A 21,872-nucleotide genomic window follows, 5' to 3' on the forward strand; every position below is an offset into this window, starting at 1 on the left:
CAGACCCGGATTAGTCTTCAACAACCAATATACAAAACTTAGTTCCGCTATACGAAACTATATCAACACTAATGACATGACAAGCCCACCCCTTCCCTCCTTACAAACGGAAGATCACAATGGGAACCATGTCTGATCAAATGGGAGATGCCATGAGCGCTTTCATCTACGATGGGCTACGAACACCCTTCGGTCGACACGCCGGCGCACTGGCCAGGGTTCGCCCCGACAACCTTCTGGCCAGCGTTATCAAAGCGCTGGTTGAGCGCAACGCCTTTGCCCTTGAGGCCTACGAAGACGTTATTGCCGGTTGCACCAACCAGGCCGGCGAGGACGCCCGAAACCTGGCCCGCCACGCCGGGCTGTTGGCCGGCCTTCCTGTTGAAACCGGTGGCCTGACCGTTAACCGCCTGTGTGGCTCTGGCCTGGCAGCCATCATCGACGCCGCCAGGGCGGTTCGCTGCGATGAGGGCGAGCTGTTTGTCGCCGGCGGCGCTGAAAGCATGAGCCGGGCACCGTTTGTGATGGCCAAGAGCGAAAGCCCGTTCAGCCGCGACTTTCGTGCCTTTGACAGCACCATCGGGGCCCGCTTCCCCAACCCTCGCATTGAGGCCGACTTCGGTGCCGACACCATGCCCGAAACCGCCGACAACATTGCCAGGGAGCTCAACCTCAGCCGGGACACCGTGGATCAGTTTGCCGCTCAGAGCCAGGCCCGATACGACGCTGCCCTGAAAGATGGCTTCTATAATGAAGAGATTATGCCCATTGACGTCCCTCAGGGCCGGAAAAAACCACCCGTCAGCGTGAACAGCGATGAGCATCCGCGGCCTCAGTCCACCCACGAGGCACTGGCCGGCCTGCGCCCGCTGTTCGAAGGAGGCGTGGTGACTGCCGGCAACGCCTCGGGCATCAACGATGGCGCCGCGGCCCTGATCATCGGCTCTCGCAAAGCCGGCGAAAAGGCCGGTATTCAGCCCCGTGCCCGTATTGTATCCGCAGCGATCGCCGGTGTTCCGCCACAGGTCATGGGCTACGGCCCGGTACCCGCCAGCGAGAAGGCCCTCGCCCGCGCGGGCCTTGGCATCAACGATATGGACGTCATCGAGATCAACGAAGCCTTTGCGGCCCAGGTTCTTGGCTGCACCCACAAACTGGGCATCGACCCGACCGATTCCAGGCTGAACCCCAACGGTGGCGCCATTGCGGTTGGCCACCCCCTTGGGGCGTCCGGTGCACGGATTGCATTGACCGCCACCCGCCAGCTTGAACGCAGTGGCGGACGTTACGCATTAATCAGCATGTGCATTGGCGTTGGCCAAGGCATTGCGGCTGTTATTGAGCGAGTATCTGATTAAAAGAGCAACCGACTAATTTTCTGAGGAGACACACCATGGCTTCCGCACCCTGGGATGACCTGCTGCAGTTCGACAAGCAACTGGATGAAACCGAGCGTCAGGTACGTGACAGTATCCGTTCGTTCTGCGATCAGCGCCTGATGCCCGGCATTACCGAAGCGAACCGGCATGAGAAGTTCGACCGTTCCATTTTTACCGACATGGGCGATCTGGGCATGCTCGGCGCTACCCTGCCGGAAGAATACGGCGGCCCCGGCCTGAACCACGTGTGCTACGGCCTGATTGCCCGCGAAGTGGAACGGGTTGATAGCGCCTATCGTTCAGCCCTGAGTGTCCAGTCGTCATTGGTTATTCACCCGATTCACGCCTTTGGCCAGGAAGCCCTGAAAAAACGCATCCTGCCCCAACTGGCATCCGGCGAAAAAGTGGGCTGCTTTGGCCTGACCGAGCCCAACCATGGGTCTGACCCGGGCAACATGGAAACCCGCGCCAAGAAAGTCGACGGCGGCTATCTGGTCAGTGGCTCCAAAACCTGGATCACCAACTCCCCCATTGCCGATGTTTGTGTGGTCTGGGCCAAGCTCGAGGGCAAAATCACCGGTTTCGTGATTGAACGCGAAGGTGCCAAGGGCCTGGACACGCCGAAGATTGAGGGTAAGTTTTCCCTGCGGGCTTCCGAGACCGGGTCCATCTTTATGGACGAAGTCTTTGTCCCGGACGAGAACAAGCTCGACGTAGAAGGTCTGAAAGGTCCTTTCAGTTGCCTGAACAAGGCCCGTTTCGGCATCAGCTGGGGCTCCATGGGCGCTGCCGAGTTCTGCTGGCACGCGGCCCTCAATTACACGCTCGAGCGCAAGCAGTTTGGCAAGCCTCTGGCGGCCAACCAGCTGATCCAGAAGAAGCTGGCGGATATGCAGACCGAGATCACCCTGGGCCTTCAGGGCGCCTTGCAACTGGGCCGTATGATAGACGCCGGCAACTACTCGACGGACGCCATCTCCATGCTCAAGCGCAACAACTGCGGCAAGGCCCTGGACATCGCACGGGTAGCCCGTGACATGCACGGCGGCAATGGTATCGCCGACGAATACCATGTCATCCGCCACGTGATGAACCTGGAGGCGGTGAATACCTATGAAGGTACTCACGATGTCCACGCCCTGATTCTGGGCCGCGGACAGACCGGGATTCAGGCTTTCAGCTGATCCTGCTACCCATAGCGCCAAAAAGCAGAGCTCCGGCTCTGCTTTTTTTATGCCCACAAAAAAGCCCCGGAGCGGGGGGAGCACTCCAAGGCAAGGATGCATAAAAGCACCTGAGAATTGATTTATGTCAGACGTTTATCGATCAGAAGCTCAGTTTCGCGGAGGCCATGACCTGCTCATACTGCATGCTGCTACTGGTGGCAATCTCACCGAAATCCCAATAGGCGTACTCCAGCCCCAGCGTCAGATTGCGGTGGGCAGACCATAGTATGTTGGCGTGAACCGAGGTCGACGAGTCGAAGTAACTCAACGTTCCGGCAGGCGGTGCAACCAGATCATCAACAATTTCCGTGTGCGAGACCGTCAGGGTGCTACGCCATGCAGGCGACCAGAAGTGGCGATAGGCCGCTGTGGCACCATAGGTCTTGAGAGGTTCGACATCGCCTTGGGCGAGAGCTGCCAGATCCACGTCCGGGTATGTCAGCAGGCCCATGTACCGGCCGAGCGCGCCATAGCTGTACTGCAGGCGCAGATCATCACGGCCAACCGTCGGAATGCGGGCACTCAAAGATACGGCTCCGTCAGTTATGGTTTCATCCGCTGCGTTGTCTTCAAAATTCCGCAGCAAACCGGCAATGGAGTAAAACCCGTAGTTACCTCGAATCTGATACCGCATTGCGAGATCCGGGTAGGACTGATCGTCGTAGGAGTTGCCGTAGTAGCCGTCTTCGGGATTCTCCAGGGAAACCATTAGCTTCCCGCCTGGCGCAGCCATGTTGTAGCGAATCATGGGCTGGGTTGCGTAGATAAAAGCCGCTTGCTTGCCCTGATCAAGGATTTCCGGCATGGCCGCCAGGTCGGTGAACGTGGTGTAGGTCTGACCAAAATCCCAGCCGTTCCAGGAACCGTAGGCCTGGCGCAAACGGGGGGAATAACTGTTGGACACGATCTCGTTACCGGTTTCATTCATGCCGTCGTTAAGGTCCTGGTTAAAGTCCATCTCCAGGTAGGTGGTCAGCGTGTGACCGACGACATCCTCGGTTTTGGTGCCGATACTGATCCGTGATTCCCGGGCCGAGAAACCGGTCTTCCAGTCGCTTTCATCCGAAGCCGCGGCACTCGCGAAGGTTCTCGGCAAACCAATGCTGTAGCTGTTCAGGCTGCCATTCCCGTGGGAACCAAAAATAGCGTCGGCCTTGATAAAACCACCGAATGAAATCGTTGTGCTTCCAATCTTGATCCCGTCGCCGTCTCGCAGCAAATAGGGGTTGTCTTCTGTCAATTCAGGCGCGGTAGACACCGCGCCTTCCAGTTTGTTTTCCAGCTGTTGGACCCGCTCTCGCAGCTCGTCCAGCTCAGTGCTTTGCGCCAGCGCGGAGCCGGAACCGATGGCCATCAGCGGCAGCCCGGCAATAACCACGGCTCGGAGCAAGGGACGCACTTGGGAAGGTATTGTTGTTGTCATCTCAAACCTCTTAACGGAGTTGATTTCATGTCGTTGTTATTGGACGTTCCGGTGCCGGCACTGGGACACACCAAATCAATCACGCTGTTTCACTGTGCGGTATTTTGTGATTGTTAGGTTTCGCATAGCAGTACCAGCTTCCGTTTTTTCGAATATAGACAATACTTTTGTTATCAACAAATGAGTGAAACCAAATTTTAATGAAATCGGTAATTACTCTGTGTTTTGTTGTTTCATTAGCATTGACAGACGAGCAACCCATGAAAGATCATTGAGTAATTCTGCTATGCGGTATATATTTTCGCTGTAATGCATTAACGAGGTTGATTCGATGAACATGAACTACACCGCCGAGGAACTCGCCTTCCGTGACGAAGTGCGTGCGTTCCTGGATGAAAAGCTGCCGGCCGACATCGCCGCCAAAGTGAAAGGATTCCGCCGCCTGTCCAAAGAGGACCATCAGCGCTGGCAGAAAATCCTTTGCGAGCAGGGCTGGTACGCGACCCACTGGCCGGAAGAGTACGGCGGTGTAGAGTGGACGCCCGTGCAAAAGCACATCTGGGACGAAGAATCCTGCCGTTACGGCGTTCCCCGCTCCATCCCGTTCGGGGTGAATATGGTGGCGCCGGTGATCATCAAGTTCGGCAGCGAGGAACAGAAGCAGACGTACCTGCCGCGCATCCTCAGCGGCGAGGACTGGTGGTGCCAGGGGTATTCCGAACCCGGCGCGGGCTCTGACCTGGCGTCTCTTAAAACCCGTGCTGTGCGTGATGGCGACCATTACATTGTTAACGGCCAGAAAACCTGGACCACCCTGGGCCAGCACGCCAACATGATCTTCTGCCTGGTGCGTACCAACACCGAGGTCAAGAACCAGGAAGGTATTTCGTTCCTGCTCATCGATATGGACACACCGGGCATTACCGTGCGCCCCATCATCACTCTGGATGGTGAGCATGAAGTTAACGAAGTGTTCTTCGAGGACGTGAAGGTGCCGGTTGAGAACCTGGTGGGCGAAGAGGATAAAGGCTGGACCTATGCCAAGTATCTTCTGACTTACGAGCGCACCGGCCTGGCCGGTATCGGTATGTCCAAGGCAGCACTGTCGCACCTGAAAAACCTGGCATCACGCCGCCTGAAAAACGGTCGGCCGCTGCTTGAGGACCCCTCATTCAGTCAGCGCATCGCCAAAGTGGAAATCGACCTCACGGCAGCCGCCATCAGCAACCTGCGTATTATTGCCTCTGTTGAAGGTGGCGGTGTGCCGGGTGCGGAAAGTTCCATGCTGAAAGTAAAAGGCACCGAGATCCGCCAGGCCATCAATGATCTCGCCCGCCGCGCGATCGGGCCCTATGCCCTGCCGTTCCTCGAAGAGGAGATGGATATGGATTACGAGGGCGACTTCCTGTCGGATAAAGATGCCGCTCCCCTGTCGGCCCAGTACTTCAACAACCGCAAGCTGTCGATCTTCGGCGGATCCAATGAGATCCAGAAGAACATCGTGTCGAAAATGATTCTCGGGCTTTAAGGAGACGACCATGGATTTCCGACTTAATGAAGAGCAGCAGATGCTGCAGGACACCGTGGAACGGCTGGTGCGCGGTGAGTACAGTTTTGAAAAACGACTGGCGTTCAGTGAGACGGAACTGGGCTTCAGCGCCGATTTCTGGCAGCAGCTTAGCGAGCTGGGCCTGACCGCTGTACCTTTTTCCGAGGAACTCGGTGGCTTTGGCGGCAGCGGTGTGGAAGTTCAGTCCGTTATGACTGAGCTGGGCCGCGGGCTTTGCCTGGAGCCATATGTGCAGTCCATTATTCTGGGCGGCGGCCTGATTGGCCAGGCAGGCAACGACAGCCAGAAAGACACCTGGCTGGCCGGCATCGCCAGCGGCGAACTGAAAGCCGCTGTAGGCCTGCAAGAGCCCCAGAGCTTCTATGACCTGAATAACGTGGAAACCCGTGCCGAGAAAAACGGCGAGGGCTATGCTCTGAACGGCCGCAAGGCCGTGGTGATCAGCGGCCACTGTGCCGACCTGATCGTGGTGTCCGCACGCACCTCAGGCGACGCCCGCGATGCCGACGGCATCAGCCTGTTTGCCCTGAGCCCGGATACCGCTGGCGTTGAGCGCCGAGCTTACCCCACTATCGACGGCTCCCGCGGCTGTGACATTACCTTGAACAACGTCCAGGTCGGTGCCGACACGTTGCTGGGAGAAGAAGGCAAGGCTGCCGGGGTGATCGAGTATCAGGCCGGTCGCGCTATCGCCGCCATCTGCGCCGAGGCTGTGGGTGTCATGGAAATGGCCAATGAGCTGACTCTGGACTACCTCAAACAGCGCAAGCAGTTTGGCGTGCCTATCGGCCGGTTCCAGGTGTTGCAGCACCGTATGGTGGATATGATGTCGGAACTGGAGCAGGCTCGTTCCATGGCAATTCTTGCCGCCAGCGTCGCCGACAGCGAACCCAGTGATGAACGCCGCCGCGTGCTGGCCGCCGCCAAGAACGTGATTGGCCGTGCCGGTCAATTCATCTCCGAGGCCGGCATTCAGTCCCACGGTGGTATCGGCATGACCTGGGAGTACAACTTTGCCCACTACGCGAAGCGGCTGATCGCCATCAATCACCAGTTGGGGGATGACGATTACCATCTGGAGCAATACGCCACTTTGTTGCAGGCAGGCTGACAGCTGAGGCTCTCATCATGACGACAACAGACGATCAGTCATCACAACGGGATCTGAGAAAAGCCGAATGGAAGGTCCGTACCGAGCTGGCCGCCGCCTATCGCCTGGTGGCGCTGTTTGGCTGGGACGATCTGGTGTTCACCCACCTTTCGGCACGGGTGCCGGGGCCGGATCATCATTTCCTGATCAACCCCTATGGGCTTCTGTTCCATGAAATCACCGCGTCGTCACTGGTGAAGGTGGATAAGGACGGCCAGGTGGCGGAGTCTGGCGGCCTCGCCCGTGTCAACCCGGCTGGATTTACCATTCACAGTGCCGTTCACATGGGCCGCGAGGATGCCGGAGCGGTGATGCACCTGCACGCGCCGGATGGGGTGGCTGTGTCGGCGCACCGGGATGGTCTGTTGCCCCTGAGCCAGACAGCGATGCTGTGCCTGAATCATCTGAGCTATCACGATTATGAAGGTGTGGCGCTGAACCTGGATGAGCGGGAGCGGCTGATCAGGGATCTGGGTGACAAGTCGATGATGATGCTGCGCAATCACGGGGTGCTGACGGCGGGCAAGGACGTGCCGGAGACGTTCACCTATCTGTATTTTCTGATGAAGGCCTGCGAGATTCAGGTCAAAGCCCAGAGTTGTGGGCCAACCTGCATGCCGTCAGAGCAGGCCATTCAGACAACCGCTGACCAGTCTCAGGAACTTGGCAGTGCGGCGGCGTTGACCTGGCCCGCATTGGTTCGGCTTCTGGATAGCAAGAATCCCGGGTACGCTGTTTGAGTCTCTGACTTTGCACCTTGTGCACCATGGAAGCAGATATGCTCTCTGTTGAATTAAACGATCTTGAACATTTTTGCGGCACTACCATTGGCCACAGCCCTTGGAAAACCGTCACCCAGGAGATGATTCAGGCGTTTGCGGACGCCACGGGCGATCATCAGTGGATTCACGTGGACGTGGAGCGGGCCACGCGGGAAACGCCGTGGAAGAGCCCCGTCGCCCATGGGTTTCTGACCGTGTCGCTGATTCCACTGCTGAATCAGGAGGTGATTGACGTGCAGGGCAAAGGCGCCAGCATTAATTACGGCATCAACAAACTGCGCTTTCCTGCGGCGGTGAAATCCGGGGCGGATATCCGTAGCAAGATGGAATTGCTGGATGTGTCCAGGGTGGATGATCAGCGCACGCTGGCCACCTACCGAACCACCGTGGAAATCCGTGGAGAGGACAAGCCTGCCTGCGTGGCAGAGAACCTGGTGATGTACGTGGCCTGAGCGGTCAGACGCCCGAAGCAAATCGAGTAGGAGGGGGAGTTACCTCCCCCGTCCTCTCACACCACCGGGCATACGGTTCCGTACCACGGCGGTTCATGGTCGGCTCTGAAGCCGAGTCATCGTATCCAGCAAGCTTACCAGAGACAGACGGTCGAATACCCTCTTAGGCAGGGCCGCGTTCATATGAGTCGCGCCACTGTTCCACCAGGGTCCACGACCATTGGTCGCGCTCCTCCAAGCCCTTATCTCAGTCAAGCCTAGCCGTACCAGGTTGCGGGCCCGCGTGCGGGTCCGCTTCCACTGCTGCCACAGGATCAGGCGAAGCCGCCGTCTTATCCAGCCATCCAGGGCTTCGACCGAACGCTTCGAGGCGGTCAGGCGATAGTAATTTGCCCAGCCTCTCAGCACCGGGTTCAGGTTCCGGATGGTGGTCGTCAACGACTGTCCCCGTGACCGTTTCAGCAGGGGGCGAAGCTTGGCCATGAAGGCCTTCAGGCTTTTGGGCGCGACTCTCAACCGGACCTGACGTTTATGCCAGCTCACGCTGTAACCCAGAAAGCTCCGACGCCAGGGGCGGTCCACGGCGCTTTTCACCGTATTCACCTTCAGGCGCAAGCGCGTTTCCAGGAAGTGGGTAATACTGGCCATCACCCGTTCGCCGGATCTTTTGCTGCTGACGTAAATGTTGCAGTCGTCCGCATAGCGGCAGAACCGGTGTCCCCGCCGCTCCAGCTCCCGATCCAGTTCGGTCAGGAGCACGTTAGAGAGCAAGGGCGACAGGGGGCCGCCTTGCGGCGTGCCTTCCCGTCTCGGGCTGACCAGTCCTCCTTCGAGCATGCCGGCTTGCAGGTAACGCCGGATCAGGGTGAGTATCCGCCGGTCGGCTATGCGACAAGCCAGCAGGCTCATCAGCACATCGTGGTTGACCCGGTCAAAGAACTGGGCCAGATCCAGATCGACCACCCAGCGGTGGCCGTCGTTGATGTGTTGCTGCATCGCCTTGACCGCCTGGTGGGCACTTCGACCGGGGCGGAACCCATAGCTGTGATCCGAGAAGGTCGGTTCCAGCGTCGGGCTCAGCACCTGGTGAAGGGCTTGTTGGATCAGGCGGTCCTGCACCGTTGGGATACCCAGTGTCCGCTCCCCGCCTTGCGGCTTGGGGATACTGACCCGGCGGACCGGTTGAGGATGGTAATCTCCGGACAACAACCGCTCGCGCAGCGTTGGCCAGTGCTGTTGCAAGTGGGTTTTCAGGGCTGTCACCGGCATCTGATCGATACCAGCGGCACCCTTGTTAGACACCACCCGCTGATACGCACGCATCAGGTTCTGGCGCTCAAGCACCTGCTCCATCAGCGTGTTCGGCTCCGCGTTCGTCCACGAGTGAGCCCCCGCGTCTGCCTCGACACGGACTTCAGTCTCTGCCGGATACCGTCCAGCGCCTTCCTGAATGCCCTGCCCCATCCGGGTCGCTTCTGTCTTCATAAGCACACTACGAGAACTCATCGCCTACTAACGGCCAACCATGTTCGGCCCTTCCGTACGCGGTGACGCACCTACTATGGCCTCGGCTGAGTTCTGGCTCCCCATCCCCACCTCTCGCGAAGTGAGTAGCACAGCGGCAGAGAACCAGACTTCCCAGGGTAAGACGCGTGACCTTCACACTTATGCCCGCCGCATTTACGTCCACACCTTCCGTGCAAGTACAGGGCTTTGACGATAGTTGACGCCTTACCCGGTGTGACCGCCTCATATGCGATTTCTGTTCGTCAGGCCAGTGCTTTGCCTGCGGCTTCCTTCAGATTCCATCTCACGATGGACACCCTTGCCGTCCGGCTAGTGGTTCCCCTTGCCGGGTCCACAGGGGACTTGCACCCCCAAGTCATCCGGCCAGCACCACCTGTACCGGAACAGCGCCCGTCAAGGCGCTACGCGCCATGCCTGGCGCACCACTAAAAAAGGGGCCCTTGGGCCCCTTTTCTCATTCAGATGGGTGCTGAACCCCCATCACTTGATCTCTTCCCGAACAATCTCGCCGTCTTTCACCACGGCCAGGGTCGTCTCCGTCACGAAACCACCGTTTTCGGTGACTTCGGTGACTTCGTACGGGTTCTTGCGGGTGTCCATGTTTTTCAGGGCATCGCCGATCGCAGCGCGGATGGTTTTCGGGTCGGTGGACTCGGTGGCGTCCATGGCTTCCACCAGGGCGTGCAGCGCCAGGTAGTTGTAGGCGGCTTCGGATCCGGGCATTTTGTCGTACTCGGCCTTGTAGCGCTTGATGAAGTCTTTGGCCGCCGGGGTGTCATAGACGCTCAGTGGAACCACGCCGATGGCGCCTTCCACCATGTCCAGGCCACCGGCTACCTGGGCCACTTCGTCAATCTTGGCCTGGTCCATCACGATAAAGCCGCCCTGAAAGCCCATCTGGCGGGCCTGTTGCACCACCAGACCGGTCGGCTCGGAGGCGCCGCCCACAAACATCACATCCGGGCTTTCTGAAATGATACGGCTGACGCCGGTAAAGAAATCCGCCGATTTGTTGTAGTCCATGGGGTTGTCAGAAACCACTTCTCCCCCTTTGGACTCCCACTCTTTCTTGATCATGGCGCCCCAGATTTTGGCGTATTCATGGGTTGCGCCGCCCATGCCCAGCTTCTTGCCCTCGTGCTCAAGGGCGTAGTCGGTAAAGGCCCGCACGTAGCCATCAAAGGTAGGAGGAATACGCAACGTCAGGCTGTTGCCCTTTTCGGTGATGCTGGGCACGCTGGAGTAGGCCATCACCAGAAAATTGTCTTTCTCGTTGAAGTCCTGGAGGGCAAAAATACCACCGGAGTGAGGCACGAACACCGCCGACACGTTGGACTCCTGCTTCAGTCGCTTGGCATTGGTCGCCGCCTGCGCCGGTGAGTAACGATCGTCCAGGGGGACCAGGTTGACCGTGGTCTTTTCGCCGTTCAGGTCAAAACCGCCCGCCGCGTTGATTTCCGCCACCGCCATTCGCAGCCCGGACAGCGTGTTTTCACCGTATAAAGCAGCGCCGCCACTCAGCGGGCCGGTGAATCCGATGTTGACTTCGCCCGCCATTGCACCGGCGGACAGGCTCATCCCAAGGGTTGCCGCCGCGACAGCCTGACCCAGTTTTCTGACTATTTTCATTGTTGTCTCCTGGTTGTGTTGTGCGTGTCACTCTGATTGTTGTTGTAGGCCGGTCAGGCCCCGATATACGCCTTGCGAACCTGTTCGTTGCCCAGCATCGTCTCCCGGTCGCCTTCCATGACCAGATGGCCGTTCTCCATAACATAAGCACGGTGGGCAATCTTCAGGGCCGCAAATGCATTCTGCTCTGCCAACAGCACGGTTGTGCCCAGGCTGTTGATTTGTTTGACGGTTTCGAACACTTGCTTGACCACCAGGGGAGCCAGGCCAAGGGATGGCTCATCCAGCATCAACAAGCGGGGGCGGCTCATCATGGCGCGGCCGATGGCCACCATCTGTTGCTGCCCCCCGGACAGAGATCCGGCAGGCTCATCGGCCTTGTCTGCGAGGATCGGGAACAGCTCCAACACTTCGTTCAGGCGCTTGCGGTTGCCCTGCCGATCACGTCGGTGCACGTAGGCCCCCATCATCAGGTTCTGCATGACGCTCATCTGCGGAAACAGTTTTCGGCCTTCGGCACACTGCACTACGCCGCTGGCGACGACCGCGCTGGCTTTCATACCGTTGAGCTGTTTGTCTTCGAACTGGATCTCGCCGGCCGTCGGCTTTACCAGACCACTAATGGCATTGAACAGGCTGCTTTTACCGGCGCCATTGGCCCCGAGTAGAACAACCAGCTCCCCGGCATCCACCGTCATCGAAATATCGGTCAGTGCCTTGAAGCTGCCATAGCAGACGTCGACATGGTTAAGCTGCAGCATCTTCGTCACCTCCCAGATAGGCTTCGATCACCACCGGGTTGTTGCGTACTTCTTCCGGCGTGCCCTCGGCAATCTTTTCACCGTGATCCAGCACCATGATCTTGTCTGCCAGGCTCATGATCATGTCCATCTTGTGCTCGATCAGGCACACGGTGAGTCCTTTTTCATCCACCATTTTCCGCATCAGCGCGGCGAATCCGACGGTTTCTTCCGGATTAACCCCGGCCGCCGGCTCATCCAGCAGGACGATCTTGGGGTCGGTCGCCAGTGCCAGGGCAAAGGCCACCCGCTTGCGTTCTTCCTGGGTGATGTCGGCAATAAACTGCCCGGCAACGTGGGCAAGGCCCACAAATTCCAGGGCTTCCATGGCCTTGTCCCGCGCCGCCTTCTCTTCACGTTGCAGGCGTTTGCTGTTGATCAGCACGTCCCACAGGCCGGATTTCGTCCGCAGCCGGTGCCCCACGATCAGGTTGTCCAGCACGGTTGCCTGCTCAAACAGGTTGGTCGTCTGGAAGGTCCTTCCCACACCCAGGCGTGCGACCCTGTCGCTGGGCAGATTAGTGACGTCCACGCCGTCCAGCAGGATACGGCCGGAGGTGGGCTGGTGCAGGCCTGAAATAAGGTTGAAAAAGGTGCTCTTGCCAGCACCGTTGGGGCCGATAATGGCGTTGATCCTGCCGGCTTCGAACTCCACCGACACATCGCTCACCGCCGCCAGACCGCCAAACATTTTGGTGACGTTTTCTACCTTAAGCATTGCTCTCTGCCTCCCGGTTCTGTGCGGTGTTGACCTTGTTCTCATGGCGCTTTTTCGTAGGCGCCAGTGCCTGGGACTTGCGATGCATCCAGGTCAGGAAGGAGCCGGTAATGCCCCGAGGGAAGAAGATCACCAACAGCACCAGCAGCGGCCCGAAAATGATCATTCGGTACTCTTCCAGGAACTGCAGTGACTGGGTAATCCACACAATGCCCACGGTGCCCAGCAACGGCCCCATAATGGTGCCGATACCGCCCACCAGCAGATAGGTGATCATGTCGAAGGTGTGGTTGATATTGGCCTCTTCCGGGCCGATGAAACGGACCATCCCGGCATACAGGGCACCTGCCAGACCGGCATAGGTCGTGGACAGTACAAAGGCGAGGACTTTATTGCGCATCAGGTTGATCCCGAGGGACTGGGCCAGTTCATCACCGTTGCGGATGGCAATGAAGGTACGACCCAGCAGGGACTTGGACAAACGCCCCATGAACCAGATTGCGAACACCAGGAAGGCCAGCACCAGGTAGTAGAACGGGGTGGTGTCTGTAAAGTCCACCAACCCAAAGCCATAGGGTGCGGCGATATCTCGGACACCGATGGCGCCATGGGTCAGCTCTTCCCACTTGTCGATCAGCAGGTAGATGATAAAGCCCACACACAGGGTGAATATCGCAAAGTAATGCTCTTTCAGGCGCAGCGAGACGATGCCCACGAGAAACCCGAGCACCGCCGTCATCACCAGCGCACCCAGGAAGGCAGGCCAGAAGCTCCAGCCATAGTCGGCAGTCAGCAGGCCAAGGGTGTAGGCTCCGATGGCAAAAAAACCGCCGTGGGCCAGGTTCAGCTGGCCGCAAAAACCGGTAATGATGTTCAAGCCGTAGACCGCGATCGCCCAGACAAAGGCGGTCGCCATCACGTACACCTGGTACTCATTCGCGGCGACCAGCGGGAACAGTATGGCGAAGGCCAGCATCAGGTACTTGGCCGCTGGCGTCATCAGCAGGGAAGCGACTTTGAACATGATCAGTGCGCCCCCTTCGCGAACAGGCCCTGTGGACGAACTGACAGAATCAGCACCAGCAGACCAAAGGCAATAATGTCTTTATAGGACGTCGAGATGTAAAAGCCGCCGAGGGCTTCGGCGAAACCGATAATCATGCCGCCGGCAATGGCGCCAGGCACGCTACCCATGCCACCGAGTATGATAATGACGAAGGCTTTCATGATGACCAGGTGCCCCATGGCGGGATACACCAGATTGATGGGCGCATAGAGTGTGGCGGCAAACGCGGCCAGCATGCCCGAAATCGCAAACGTCATCATCGCCACCCGGTTGGCATCAATGCCCACCAGGAAGGCACCTTCACGGCTCTGCGCCATGGCGATAATGGTCGCCCCCGTCATGGTCTTGCGCAGGAAAAGCTGCAGGGCCACTACCAACACGAACGCCCCCGCAATGATCAGCAGGCGCTGTTCAGGAATAATCAGTCCGTCGAAATTCATGATGCCGGTAAATGGCGATGACATACGGCGGAAGTCCGACCCCCAGAACATCTGCACCACCGCTTCCAGAAACAGCAGAATACCAATGGCGGCGATCTTGTCGTGGATCGGTGGCGAATGCCTCAGTGGGTGGAACACCAGACGCTCACACAGTATCGCCAGGACAGCGACCACCGCGGCCGAACCGGCCATGGCAATCCAGTAGTGCGCGCCCAGGTCCACCATGAAAAAGTAGGACATGAATGCCCCGACCATATAGAGCGCGCCATGGGCAAAATTGGGGATATGAAGTATCCCGTAGACCAGGGTCAGGCCCAGGGCTACGAGACCGTAGATACTCCCCAGGGTTAACCCGTTGATGATTTGTTGTAGAAAAAGGCTCAAGTGTGCTCCTCCGCTGTTTTGTTGTTGTTGCGAGTTATGCGGTTTTGGGCAGGGCCTTGCGACCCATCTATCAGCTTAATGAAACAATTGCACCGAACGTCTCGTATGTCAATATTTAGAACGATATTCCGCAGTGCGGAATAATAAGCATGAATTAACGCTTAGGCTTTAGCCTTCCACTCTTCTTCCTGCAGCGCTCGCCACATCAACTTGCCCGTGGGTGATTTCGGCAACTCATCCACGAACTCGATGATTTCTGGCACTTTGTAGGCAGCCATCTGCTCCTTACACCAACTGACGATGTCCGCTTCGGTGGTACTGGTCTCCGCATCCGGCGTCAGTACGATGCAGGCTTTCACAGTCTCACCGCGTTTGGGGTGGGGCGATGAAATGACACACACTTCGTGGATGGCCGGATGCCGGTACATCAATCCTTCCACTTCCGAGGGCCACACCTTGAAGCCTGATGCGTTGATCATCCGTTTGACCCGGTCCACCATGAAGAAATAGCCCTCTTCGTCGTAATAAGCGAGGTCACCGGTGCGGAAAAAGCGTTTGCCGTCGATGTCCACGAACGCCGCCTCGGTTTCAGCCGGGCGATGCCAGTACCCCTGGGTTACCTGAGGACCATTGGAAACAATCTCCCCCACTTCGCCCGGGCCTTTCTCTTCCAGGGTCTCAACGTCAATGATGCGGCTATCCACATCGAATACCGGAATACCCAGGCACTGGGGCTTGGGATGATCCGACGGGTTGATGTGGGTGGCGGCCATGGTTTCCGACAGGCCATAACCCTCGATGTAATCCAGGCCGGTCATGGCTTTAAGCTTGGCAGCCACCGCTTCCGGCATTGCCGCTCCACCACCGCCAATGGTGTTGAGGCTGGAAAGGTCGTATTGCCCGATGTCCGGATTCGACAGAAAATCCACCGCCATGGTGACAATGTTGGTCCAGCCGGTGACCTGGTAACGCTCTATCAGCCGGGCGGCGGTTGTGCGGTCCCAGCGCGTCATAATGATGGTGGTTGAACCGCTGTAGATGGGGCTGTTCATGGAGCCGGTCATACCGGTCACGTGGAAGAACGGCAACGTCGCCAGCTGGACAGTGTTGGCGGTGCTCAGATTCCAGAACGCCCGGTGAACCGCTGTGGCCATGACACTGCGGTGCGTATGCATGCATCCCTTGGGCGCGCCGGTGGTCCCGGAACTGTAGGGGATCACCGCCAGGTCGTCCGGGCCTGCGGTGTGCTCTGCCGGCCTGTGATTACCGGCCAGCGCCTGTTCCCAGCTCACCACGCCGGGTACGTCTTTGGACCAGGCCGGTGCAGCCACCTCTGCCGGCAAATCCAGGTCGGTGTCCTTATTGATGTAGGTGTTATAGGACGCCACCACCACCCGCTCAAGATCCGTGCTGTCCAGCATCGGCAGGATAAAGCCGGCCAGTTCCTGACCGGCCAGGCACACCCTCGAACCGGTATCGGCAATGTAGTGTTCCAGCTCTGCAGCCCGGTTCATCGGATTCACCGGAATCACCACCGCGTCGGCTCGCAGTATGGCGTAGTAGGCAATGGCATACTGGGGGGAGTTCTGCATGTAGAGCAGAACACGGTCACCTTTCTTCACTCCTTGAGCCTGAAGATAGCCGGCCATCGCTTCCACTTCCGTCAGCAGCTGCCTGTAGCTCATGGGCGCATCGTAGTAGATGGTCGCTGTATGGTCCGGATACCGCAGGGCAGATATTTGCAGGTTGGTGAAAACGCTGGTGTCAGGCAGCGTCATGCTCTTTGGTAACTCTTTTGGCCAGACGCTGTGGTGGCGTGTAAATGTCATTGTTGTCATCCCCTCAGTCAATTCAGTGAGCCGCAGCGGCGGCCAGATCGAATATTCCAGTACCACCGGGCAGGGCTTCCCGGTGACGCAATGGCGTTATCGCAATGGCTTTTTCCCGCAGCACGGTGACGTCTTCATCCGGTGCCGTAATGTGCCGGGAACTGCGATCGAACCCCAGCCACCAATAAGGCAGGCTACGGGCATCCTGCCCTGCCAGCAGGCGGGGCCGCTGAATGGAGCCGGTGGATTGGTTGCACCATTGCGCCTGCCGGATCACACCGGCGTCGCAGGCCGGAAAGTTCACATTCCAGGCCCGGTTTTCGCCCGGTTGCCAGAGCTTGCGGATTACCTGCTCCCCGAACGCCGACACCGGCGACCAGTCAACGCCTTCCCGGCTCAGAAAGGCCTGGCTCAGCGCAATGGCGGGTATGCCCATATGTTCGGCGCTGAGCACCGCGCCCACGGTTCCGGAGTACTGCACCGAATCACTGATATTGGCGCCGCAGTTCACACCGGACAGCACCAGATCCGGCGGATTATCACCAAACCAATGGGCCAGCGAGTACAACACACAGTCTGCGGGCGTACCGGACACGGCGTAGCGTTTGTCACCATTTTCATACACCCGCAGCGGGTCGTGAATGGAGATGCTCTGCCCGGCGCCACTGCGATCATGCTCCGGCGCCACCACCCAGACTTCTTCCGCCAGGTTGCGGGCAATCCGTTCGAGAATCGCCAGCCCCGGTGCGTTGATGCCGTCATCGTTGGTGATCAGGATGCGACGGACCATCGGTTCCGTGATTGCAGCAGGCTGGCTCATGACCGGTCTCCTTCACTGGCTATTTTCCAGCCCGCTTCCGCCAGCTGGCTCGCACGTTTGCCAACCTGCAGGGCATCGGCATTGGCGGCATTACCCTGCAGCGCGCGGGCATAGACCCCCTGAACAATCGCCGCCAGACGGAACAGCGAAAACGCCAGGAACACATGCCAGTCGGCAATGCCATCGCGACCGGTCTGTTGGCAGTAACGGGCAATGGTTTCCTGCTCAGTGGGAACGCCCAGGGCTTCCAGATCCTCCCCCAACAAACCGCGGGAACCTTCCATGTCCGAAGGCAGGTGGTACGGCAGGCAGTAATAGGCAAGATCCGCCAGCGGATGACCAAGAGTAGACAACTCCCAGTCCAGAATGGCGATCACGTCCGGTTTGTCCGGTGCCAGCATCAGGTTGCCAAAGCGGTAGTCACCATGGGCAATGGCGGACTCATCGGTGGACGGCAGGTTCTCCGGCAGCCACTCCATGAGTTTGTCCATGGCGGGCATCTCGTCGGTTTTGGACGCCAGGTACTGCTTGCTCCAGCGCGCGACCTGCCGAGCGACATAACCTTCGGGTCGACCATAGTCACCCAGGCCCACCGCATTCACGTCTACCGAATGCAGTGCCGCCAGGGTATCAATGGCCGACAGGTGCGCCGACATCCGCTCCTGACGATCCAGCGCCCGCAACGCCGGGTGGTTGACTATGCGGCCTTCCAGAAAGTCCATGACGTAGAACGGCGTACCGATGATGTTGCTGTCTTCACACAAAGCCCGGGTGGCCGGCACGGGCACGCTGGTGTGTTCGGACAAAGCGCGCATGACTTTGTATTCCCGCTCCACCATGTGGGCGGAGGGCAGTGTTTTCCCGGGCGGCTTTTTGCGCAGCACGTATTGGCCGCTGTCGGTGTCCAGCAGAAACGTGGGGTTCGACTGTCCGCCCTGGAATTGCTGTACGTCCAGCTTGGTACCGAAACCTGGTATGGCTTGCTGTAGCCAGGTCCGGAGGCTGTCTTCATCAAATTGGTGGGCTGGCAAAACGTCTACCAACTCTGGGTTCATGGTCATCTTTTCTGTTGCCTTCATTTATTACATAGTTGCCCGGCATTGGGGGCAGCGGCCGGCGGGTGGGGGTGTCTTTCTTCCGGGAAAAAGAACTCGCTGCGCTCGGACACCTTTTTCCCTGCACAAACGCACCCCCACCCACCTGCCTCGGCGTGCTTTCGGTGATGCCTTCTTAACAAATGGTTTCGCCGCCGTCGGCTACGATGACCTGTCCGGTGACGTAGGCACTCGCCTTTGTTGACAGGAAGACGGCCAGGCCGGCGATGTCTACCGGGTCACCGATTCTGCGCAGCGGGGTTTTGTCTTCGGCGCGTTTGACGCGGACCGGGTCTTCCCACAGGGCTTTGGCGAAGTCAGTTTTGATCAGACCGGGGGCAATGCTGTTCACTCGAATGCCCTTTGGCCCCCACTCCACTGCCAGATTCCGGGCCAGCGCTGCTTCGGCGGCCTTGGATACGCCGTAGGTACCGATGGTGGTATTGCCACGGATTCCGGCGATGCTGGACAGAAGAACAACTGCACCTTCACCTTTCTCGGCCATCTGCGGCAGCACCATGTTGGTGAGCCAGAAGGTGCCTTTGACGTTGGTGTCCATGATCTTGTCCCAGGCTTCGTCGGTCATTTCGGCGGTGGTGCCGTAGACCGGGTTGGTGGCGGCGTTGCACACCAGCACATCGATGGAACCCCAGGCTTCGTTGGTTTTATCCACCAGGTTCTGCAGGTCTTCCTTCTTACCCACATGGCAAGGAATGGCGATGGCTTCGTAGCCCTGCTCTTTCAATTCATTGGCAACCTGTTCACAGGCATCGGCCTTGCGGCTGGAGATCACGACTTTGGCACCCAGGCGAGCCATTTCTTCGGCGATGGAACGGCCGATGCCTTTAGTGGAACCGGTGATCAGGGCAACTTTTCCGGTCATATCGAAAAGCGGGTTGTTCATACAGACACCTCATTGTCGAAAATCTTTCTCAGAGCTATGGGAACGAACGGGGAGGAACCTGCCGGGACCGTCAAAAACATGGATGTTTTTGTCGAGCGTACATGGACGTATTCACAGCGCGTCCCGGCAGGTTCCTCCCCGTTCGTTCACGCACCCGACAAAGCGGGCCAAAACAATTACCGGTATTGTTTGAGCTCCAGCTTGGCAACAGAATCAAGATGCACCTCATCCGGCCCGTCCGCCAGTCGCAACGTCCGCACCTTGGCCCAGGCTTCGGCCAGGAAGGTGTCCTGAGACACACCCGCGCCACCGTGAACCTGAATCGCCCGGTCCAACACCTTCAGCGCCATGCTCGGTGCGATCACCTTGATCATCGCAATCTCCTGACGAGCCACCTTATTACCAACGGTGTCCATCATGTGCGCCGCTTTCAGGGTCATCAGCCGAGCCTGCTCAATTTCCATGCGACTGCGGGCAATATCCTTGCGAATGGAATCGAAACTCGATAGCGGCTTACCGAAAGCCTCGCGGGCATTGGCGCGCTTGCACATCAGTTCGAGCGCACGTTCGGCAACCCCGATGGTGCGCATACAGTGATGAATACGGCCAGGCCCAAGGCGGCCCTGGGCAATTTCAAAACCACGGCCCTCACCCAACAGAATGTTGTCCACCGGCACCCGCACATTGTCATACTGAATCTCAGCGTGGCCGTGAGGGGCATGGTCGTAGCCAAACACCGTCAGCGGGCGGATCATCTTCACGCCCGGCGTGTCCAGCGGCACCAGAATCATCGACTGCTGCTTGTGCTTCTCAGCCCCCGGATCGGTCTTGCCCATAACAATGGCGATTTTAGAGGTGGTGGTCATGGCACCTGACGACCACCACTTACGGCCATTGATCACATACTCATCGCCTTCGCGACGGATTTCACAGGCAATATTGGTGGCATCGGAAGAGGCCACGTCAGGCTCGGTCATGGAGAAGCAGGAGCGGATCTCGCCATCAAGCAGGGGCTTCAGCCACTTGTCCTGCTGCTCTTTGTTGCCGTAGCGGGCGATGGTTTCCATGTTGCCGGTGTCCGGCGCGGAGCAGTTGAACACCTCCGGCGCCATGGCCGAGCGCCCCATGACTTCACACAGATGGGCGTACTCATAGTTGGTCAGACCGGCGCCGAATTCACTGTCGGGCAGGAACAGGTTCCACAGCCCCGCGGCTTTCGCCTTGACCTTCAACTCCTCGACGATCGGTACCGGCGCCCAGCGATTTTCAGCCCGCTCGACCTGTTCATGGTGCTTGTGCTCATTCGGGTAAATATGGGCGTCCATGAATTCGTGAAGCTGTGCCTGCAGTTTTTTGGCTTTATCAGACAGCTCAAACATTCCAGTACCTCATTGGTTGAAGGATCAGATTGGCACGCCTTCCGGTTTCTCACTCCCGGAGCGAATGCGGAAGGTGCCTTCGGCGATGGCCAGGAGATTCCCCTTGTCGTCGTGAACCTCTCCGGTGCTGTTAAAAATTCGGGTGCCGCCGGCCCGTTTGCAGCCGGTGACCCGGATAGTTCCACCGGAACACTGTCCGGTGAACGTTGTCGTCAGCGACAGGGTAATGGCTTTGCGTATCCGGCCGGGATACGGACAGTAGGTGCCGGCCTCGGCCATTGCGATATCCAACAGCGACGTCAACACACCGCCATGAATCACGCCGCCCAGATTAAGATGGCAAGGCTGCAGCTCCAGGCCAATCACCGCTTCGTTCTCCTCCCAGGACACCTGGTGATACCCCAGCAGATTGTGAAATCCTGGCAGGTCCTGGCCACCACGGATATGCAGGCTGTCTTCACTCATTACACTTTCATTCCAGGCAGGTTCAGAGAAGCGGTGTTGCCGCCGTCTACGGGCAGAGACTGACCAGTGATGTAGCTGGCGTCATCACTGGCCAGGAACAGAATGGCGGCGGCAATTTCTTCCGGCGCACCATAGCGCCGCAATTCACACCGTGATCCAAGCTTATGGGCTTTCTCATTGGCGCGGGCATAGTCAAAAACAGCCTGGGTCATGCCGGTTTCCACCAGCCCCGGGCACACCGCATTCACGCGTACATTGTCGTTACCCAGATCGCAGGCAGCAGTCATGGTGAGGTTAACCACACCAGCCTTGGACGCGCTGTAAGCGTTACCACCGGCACCAGAGCGAAGACCGGCCACCGAGGCGGTATTAACAATCGAGCCCAGCTTGCGGGCCTGCATGTGGGGCGCCACATGCTTTATAAACAGCATGGTGCCAATCAGGTTCACCGCCAGCACCTGTTCCCATTCGCCCCGGTCGTTACCGGTAATATCGGGGTGACCACCACTGGTGCTGGCGATGCCGGCAACGTTACACAACACGTCAATGCGACCGAAGGTCGAGACAGTTTCGCCCACCAGTGCGCTAACCTGCTCCTCATCAGCCACGTCTCCAATGCGACGCAGGGTTTCCGCTCCCTCGGGCATCAGGCCCTCGGTATCCAGCAGGCCCGCTTCGGACATATCCATCATCACCACCTGCGCGCCCTCCCGCGCCAGGCGAACCGCCGTGGCCCTGCCGATACCACTGCCGGCCCCGGTGACGATGGCTACCCGCTTGTCGAAACGCCCCATGCCGATGCTCCTTTTTATAGTTTGTTGCGTCGTCGCGAATT

20 protein-coding genes are annotated in these 21,872 nt (G+C 58.5%); 6 read left to right on the forward strand and 14 right to left on the reverse strand.

Going from position 1 to position 21,872, the window contains the following annotated elements; translation table 11 throughout:
- Positions 1–152 precede the first annotated feature (152 nt).
- Both SIC19_RS09130 and SIC19_RS09135 read left to right on the forward strand, forming a co-directional pair.
- On the forward strand, positions 153–1,358 hold the full coding sequence (locus tag SIC19_RS09130) for a 3-oxoadipyl-CoA thiolase (RefSeq protein ID WP_036205534.1): 1,206 nt from the start codon (positions 153–155) through the stop codon (positions 1,356–1,358).
- 35 nt (positions 1,359–1,393) lie between these two features.
- Positions 1,394–2,563 (forward strand): acyl-CoA dehydrogenase, encoded by a 1,170-nt coding sequence (locus tag SIC19_RS09135; RefSeq protein ID WP_036202119.1) that lies wholly within the window; start codon positions 1,394–1,396, stop codon positions 2,561–2,563.
- A 142-nt stretch (positions 2,564–2,705) separates the two neighbouring features.
- Here the strand turns inward: SIC19_RS09135 and SIC19_RS09140 are convergent, their stop codons facing one another.
- Positions 2,706–4,028 carry a DcaP family trimeric outer membrane transporter gene (locus tag SIC19_RS09140; protein ID WP_227544296.1) on the reverse strand — a complete coding sequence of 441 codons (1,323 nt, stop codon included), beginning with the start codon at positions 4,026–4,028 and terminating at the stop codon, positions 2,706–2,708.
- A gap of 331 nt (positions 4,029–4,359) precedes the next feature.
- Here SIC19_RS09140 and SIC19_RS09145 point away from each other — a divergent pair, with 331 nt between their 5' ends.
- From SIC19_RS09145 to SIC19_RS09160, 4 genes are read left to right on the forward strand one after another with little or no spacing between them, the layout of a single operon-like run.
- The gene (locus tag SIC19_RS09145; protein ID WP_085681904.1) at positions 4,360–5,556 is read left to right on the forward strand and encodes an acyl-CoA dehydrogenase family protein; all 1,197 of its coding nucleotides are present in this window, start codon (positions 4,360–4,362) and stop codon (positions 5,554–5,556) included.
- Positions 5,557–5,566: 10 nt separating this feature from the next.
- Positions 5,567–6,709: an acyl-CoA dehydrogenase family protein gene (locus SIC19_RS09150; protein WP_127402353.1), complete on the forward strand. Its 1,143-nt coding sequence runs from the start codon at positions 5,567–5,569 to the stop codon at positions 6,707–6,709.
- A gap of 17 nt (positions 6,710–6,726) precedes the next feature.
- On the forward strand, positions 6,727–7,488 hold the full coding sequence (locus SIC19_RS09155; RefSeq protein WP_127402354.1) for a class II aldolase/adducin family protein: 762 nt from the start codon (positions 6,727–6,729) through the stop codon (positions 7,486–7,488).
- 38 nt (positions 7,489–7,526) lie between these two features.
- Entirely contained in the window at positions 7,527–7,982 is a 456-nt protein-coding gene (locus SIC19_RS09160) for a MaoC family dehydratase (RefSeq protein WP_127402355.1), read from the forward strand.
- A gap of 93 nt (positions 7,983–8,075) precedes the next feature.
- Here the strand turns inward: SIC19_RS09160 and ltrA are convergent, their stop codons facing one another.
- The 13 genes from ltrA to SIC19_RS09225 all read right to left on the reverse strand — a co-directional run bounded on the left by ltrA (position 8,076) and on the right by SIC19_RS09225 (position 21,831).
- Positions 8,076–9,467, reverse strand: coding sequence for a group II intron reverse transcriptase/maturase (ltrA, locus tag SIC19_RS09165; RefSeq protein WP_412535601.1), 1,392 nt, complete (start codon positions 9,465–9,467; stop codon positions 8,076–8,078).
- Positions 9,468–9,989: 522 nt separating this feature from the next.
- Complete coding sequence (locus SIC19_RS09170) at positions 9,990–11,138, reverse strand: ABC transporter substrate-binding protein (RefSeq protein ID WP_075195540.1); 1,149 nt, start codon at positions 11,136–11,138, stop codon at positions 9,990–9,992.
- Between the two features lie 53 nt (positions 11,139–11,191).
- Positions 11,192–11,899 carry an ABC transporter ATP-binding protein gene (locus tag SIC19_RS09175; protein ID WP_007155440.1) on the reverse strand — a complete coding sequence of 236 codons (708 nt, stop codon included), beginning with the start codon at positions 11,897–11,899 and terminating at the stop codon, positions 11,192–11,194.
- A complete protein-coding gene (locus SIC19_RS09180) occupies positions 11,886–12,656 on the reverse strand; it encodes an ABC transporter ATP-binding protein (protein ID WP_036202098.1) in 771 nt (256 codons plus the stop codon). Before SIC19_RS09180 ends, SIC19_RS09175 begins: the two co-directional genes overlap by 14 nt.
- A complete protein-coding gene (locus SIC19_RS09185) occupies positions 12,649–13,680 on the reverse strand; it encodes a branched-chain amino acid ABC transporter permease (protein ID WP_127402357.1) in 1,032 nt (343 codons plus the stop codon). The genes SIC19_RS09180 and SIC19_RS09185 overlap by 8 nt, the downstream gene beginning before the upstream one ends.
- A 2-nt stretch (positions 13,681–13,682) precedes the next feature.
- Positions 13,683–14,546, reverse strand: a complete 864-nt coding sequence (locus tag SIC19_RS09190; protein WP_007155443.1) for a branched-chain amino acid ABC transporter permease — start codon at positions 14,544–14,546, stop codon at positions 13,683–13,685.
- Positions 14,547–14,707: 161 nt separating this feature from the next.
- Positions 14,708–16,375, reverse strand: coding sequence for a long-chain fatty acid--CoA ligase (locus SIC19_RS09195; protein WP_127402358.1), 1,668 nt, complete (start codon positions 16,373–16,375; stop codon positions 14,708–14,710).
- Positions 16,376–16,397: 22 nt separating this feature from the next.
- Entirely contained in the window at positions 16,398–17,177 is a 780-nt protein-coding gene (surE, locus tag SIC19_RS09200; protein WP_085682074.1) for a 5'/3'-nucleotidase SurE, read from the reverse strand.
- Between the two features lie 14 nt (positions 17,178–17,191).
- Complete coding sequence (locus SIC19_RS09205; RefSeq protein ID WP_127402359.1) at positions 17,192–18,256, reverse strand: phosphotransferase; 1,065 nt, start codon at positions 18,254–18,256, stop codon at positions 17,192–17,194.
- A gap of 169 nt (positions 18,257–18,425) precedes the next feature.
- Positions 18,426–19,193: an SDR family NAD(P)-dependent oxidoreductase gene (locus tag SIC19_RS09210; protein WP_085681911.1), complete on the reverse strand. Its 768-nt coding sequence runs from the start codon at positions 19,191–19,193 to the stop codon at positions 18,426–18,428.
- A 176-nt stretch (positions 19,194–19,369) separates the two neighbouring features.
- Complete coding sequence (locus SIC19_RS09215; RefSeq protein WP_127402360.1) at positions 19,370–20,572, reverse strand: acyl-CoA dehydrogenase family protein; 1,203 nt, start codon at positions 20,570–20,572, stop codon at positions 19,370–19,372.
- 24 nt (positions 20,573–20,596) lie between these two features.
- On the reverse strand, positions 20,597–21,037 hold the full coding sequence (locus tag SIC19_RS09220) for a PaaI family thioesterase (protein WP_127402361.1): 441 nt from the start codon (positions 21,035–21,037) through the stop codon (positions 20,597–20,599).
- Positions 21,037–21,831, reverse strand: a complete 795-nt coding sequence (locus SIC19_RS09225; protein ID WP_036202087.1) for an SDR family NAD(P)-dependent oxidoreductase — start codon at positions 21,829–21,831, stop codon at positions 21,037–21,039. The genes SIC19_RS09220 and SIC19_RS09225 overlap by 1 nt, the downstream gene beginning before the upstream one ends.
- Positions 21,832–21,872: the final 41 nt, after the last annotated feature.

This window comes from Marinobacter sp. MIT930201 (assembly GCF_047122665.1).
GTDB lineage: Bacteria > Pseudomonadota > Gammaproteobacteria > Pseudomonadales > Oleiphilaceae > Marinobacter > Marinobacter salarius.

Coding starts and splice junctions, on each gene's coding strand:
- SIC19_RS09215 (WP_127402360.1), bottom strand. CDS start 20,572: ATGTTTGAGCTGTCTGATAAAGCCAAAAAACTGCAGGCACAGCTTCAC.
- SIC19_RS09135 (WP_036202119.1), top strand. CDS start 1,394: ATGGCTTCCGCACCCTGGGATGACCTGCTGCAGTTCGACAAGCAACTG.
- SIC19_RS09130 (WP_036205534.1), top strand. CDS start 153: ATGAGCGCTTTCATCTACGATGGGCTACGAACACCCTTCGGTCGACAC.
- ltrA (WP_412535601.1), bottom strand. CDS start 9,467: ATGAAGACAGAAGCGACCCGGATGGGGCAGGGCATTCAGGAAGGCGCT.
- SIC19_RS09160 (WP_127402355.1), top strand. CDS start 7,527: ATGCTCTCTGTTGAATTAAACGATCTTGAACATTTTTGCGGCACTACC.
- SIC19_RS09195 (WP_127402358.1), bottom strand. CDS start 16,375: ATGACATTTACACGCCACCACAGCGTCTGGCCAAAAGAGTTACCAAAG.
- SIC19_RS09175 (WP_007155440.1), bottom strand. CDS start 11,899: ATGCTGCAGCTTAACCATGTCGACGTCTGCTATGGCAGCTTCAAGGCA.
- SIC19_RS09155 (WP_127402354.1), top strand. CDS start 6,727: ATGACGACAACAGACGATCAGTCATCACAACGGGATCTGAGAAAAGCC.
- SIC19_RS09185 (WP_127402357.1), bottom strand. CDS start 13,680: ATGTTCAAAGTCGCTTCCCTGCTGATGACGCCAGCGGCCAAGTACCTG.
- SIC19_RS09180 (WP_036202098.1), bottom strand. CDS start 12,656: ATGCTTAAGGTAGAAAACGTCACCAAAATGTTTGGCGGTCTGGCGGCG.
- SIC19_RS09150 (WP_127402353.1), top strand. CDS start 5,567: ATGGATTTCCGACTTAATGAAGAGCAGCAGATGCTGCAGGACACCGTG.
- SIC19_RS09170 (WP_075195540.1), bottom strand. CDS start 11,138: ATGAAAATAGTCAGAAAACTGGGTCAGGCTGTCGCGGCGGCAACCCTT.
- SIC19_RS09140 (WP_227544296.1), bottom strand. CDS start 4,028: ATGACAACAACAATACCTTCCCAAGTGCGTCCCTTGCTCCGAGCCGTG.
- SIC19_RS09220 (WP_127402361.1), bottom strand. CDS start 21,037: ATGAGTGAAGACAGCCTGCATATCCGTGGTGGCCAGGACCTGCCAGGA.
- SIC19_RS09205 (WP_127402359.1), bottom strand. CDS start 18,256: ATGACCATGAACCCAGAGTTGGTAGACGTTTTGCCAGCCCACCAATTT.
- SIC19_RS09145 (WP_085681904.1), top strand. CDS start 4,360: ATGAACATGAACTACACCGCCGAGGAACTCGCCTTCCGTGACGAAGTG.
- SIC19_RS09210 (WP_085681911.1), bottom strand. CDS start 19,193: ATGAACAACCCGCTTTTCGATATGACCGGAAAAGTTGCCCTGATCACC.
- SIC19_RS09225 (WP_036202087.1), bottom strand. CDS start 21,831: ATGGGGCGTTTCGACAAGCGGGTAGCCATCGTCACCGGGGCCGGCAGT.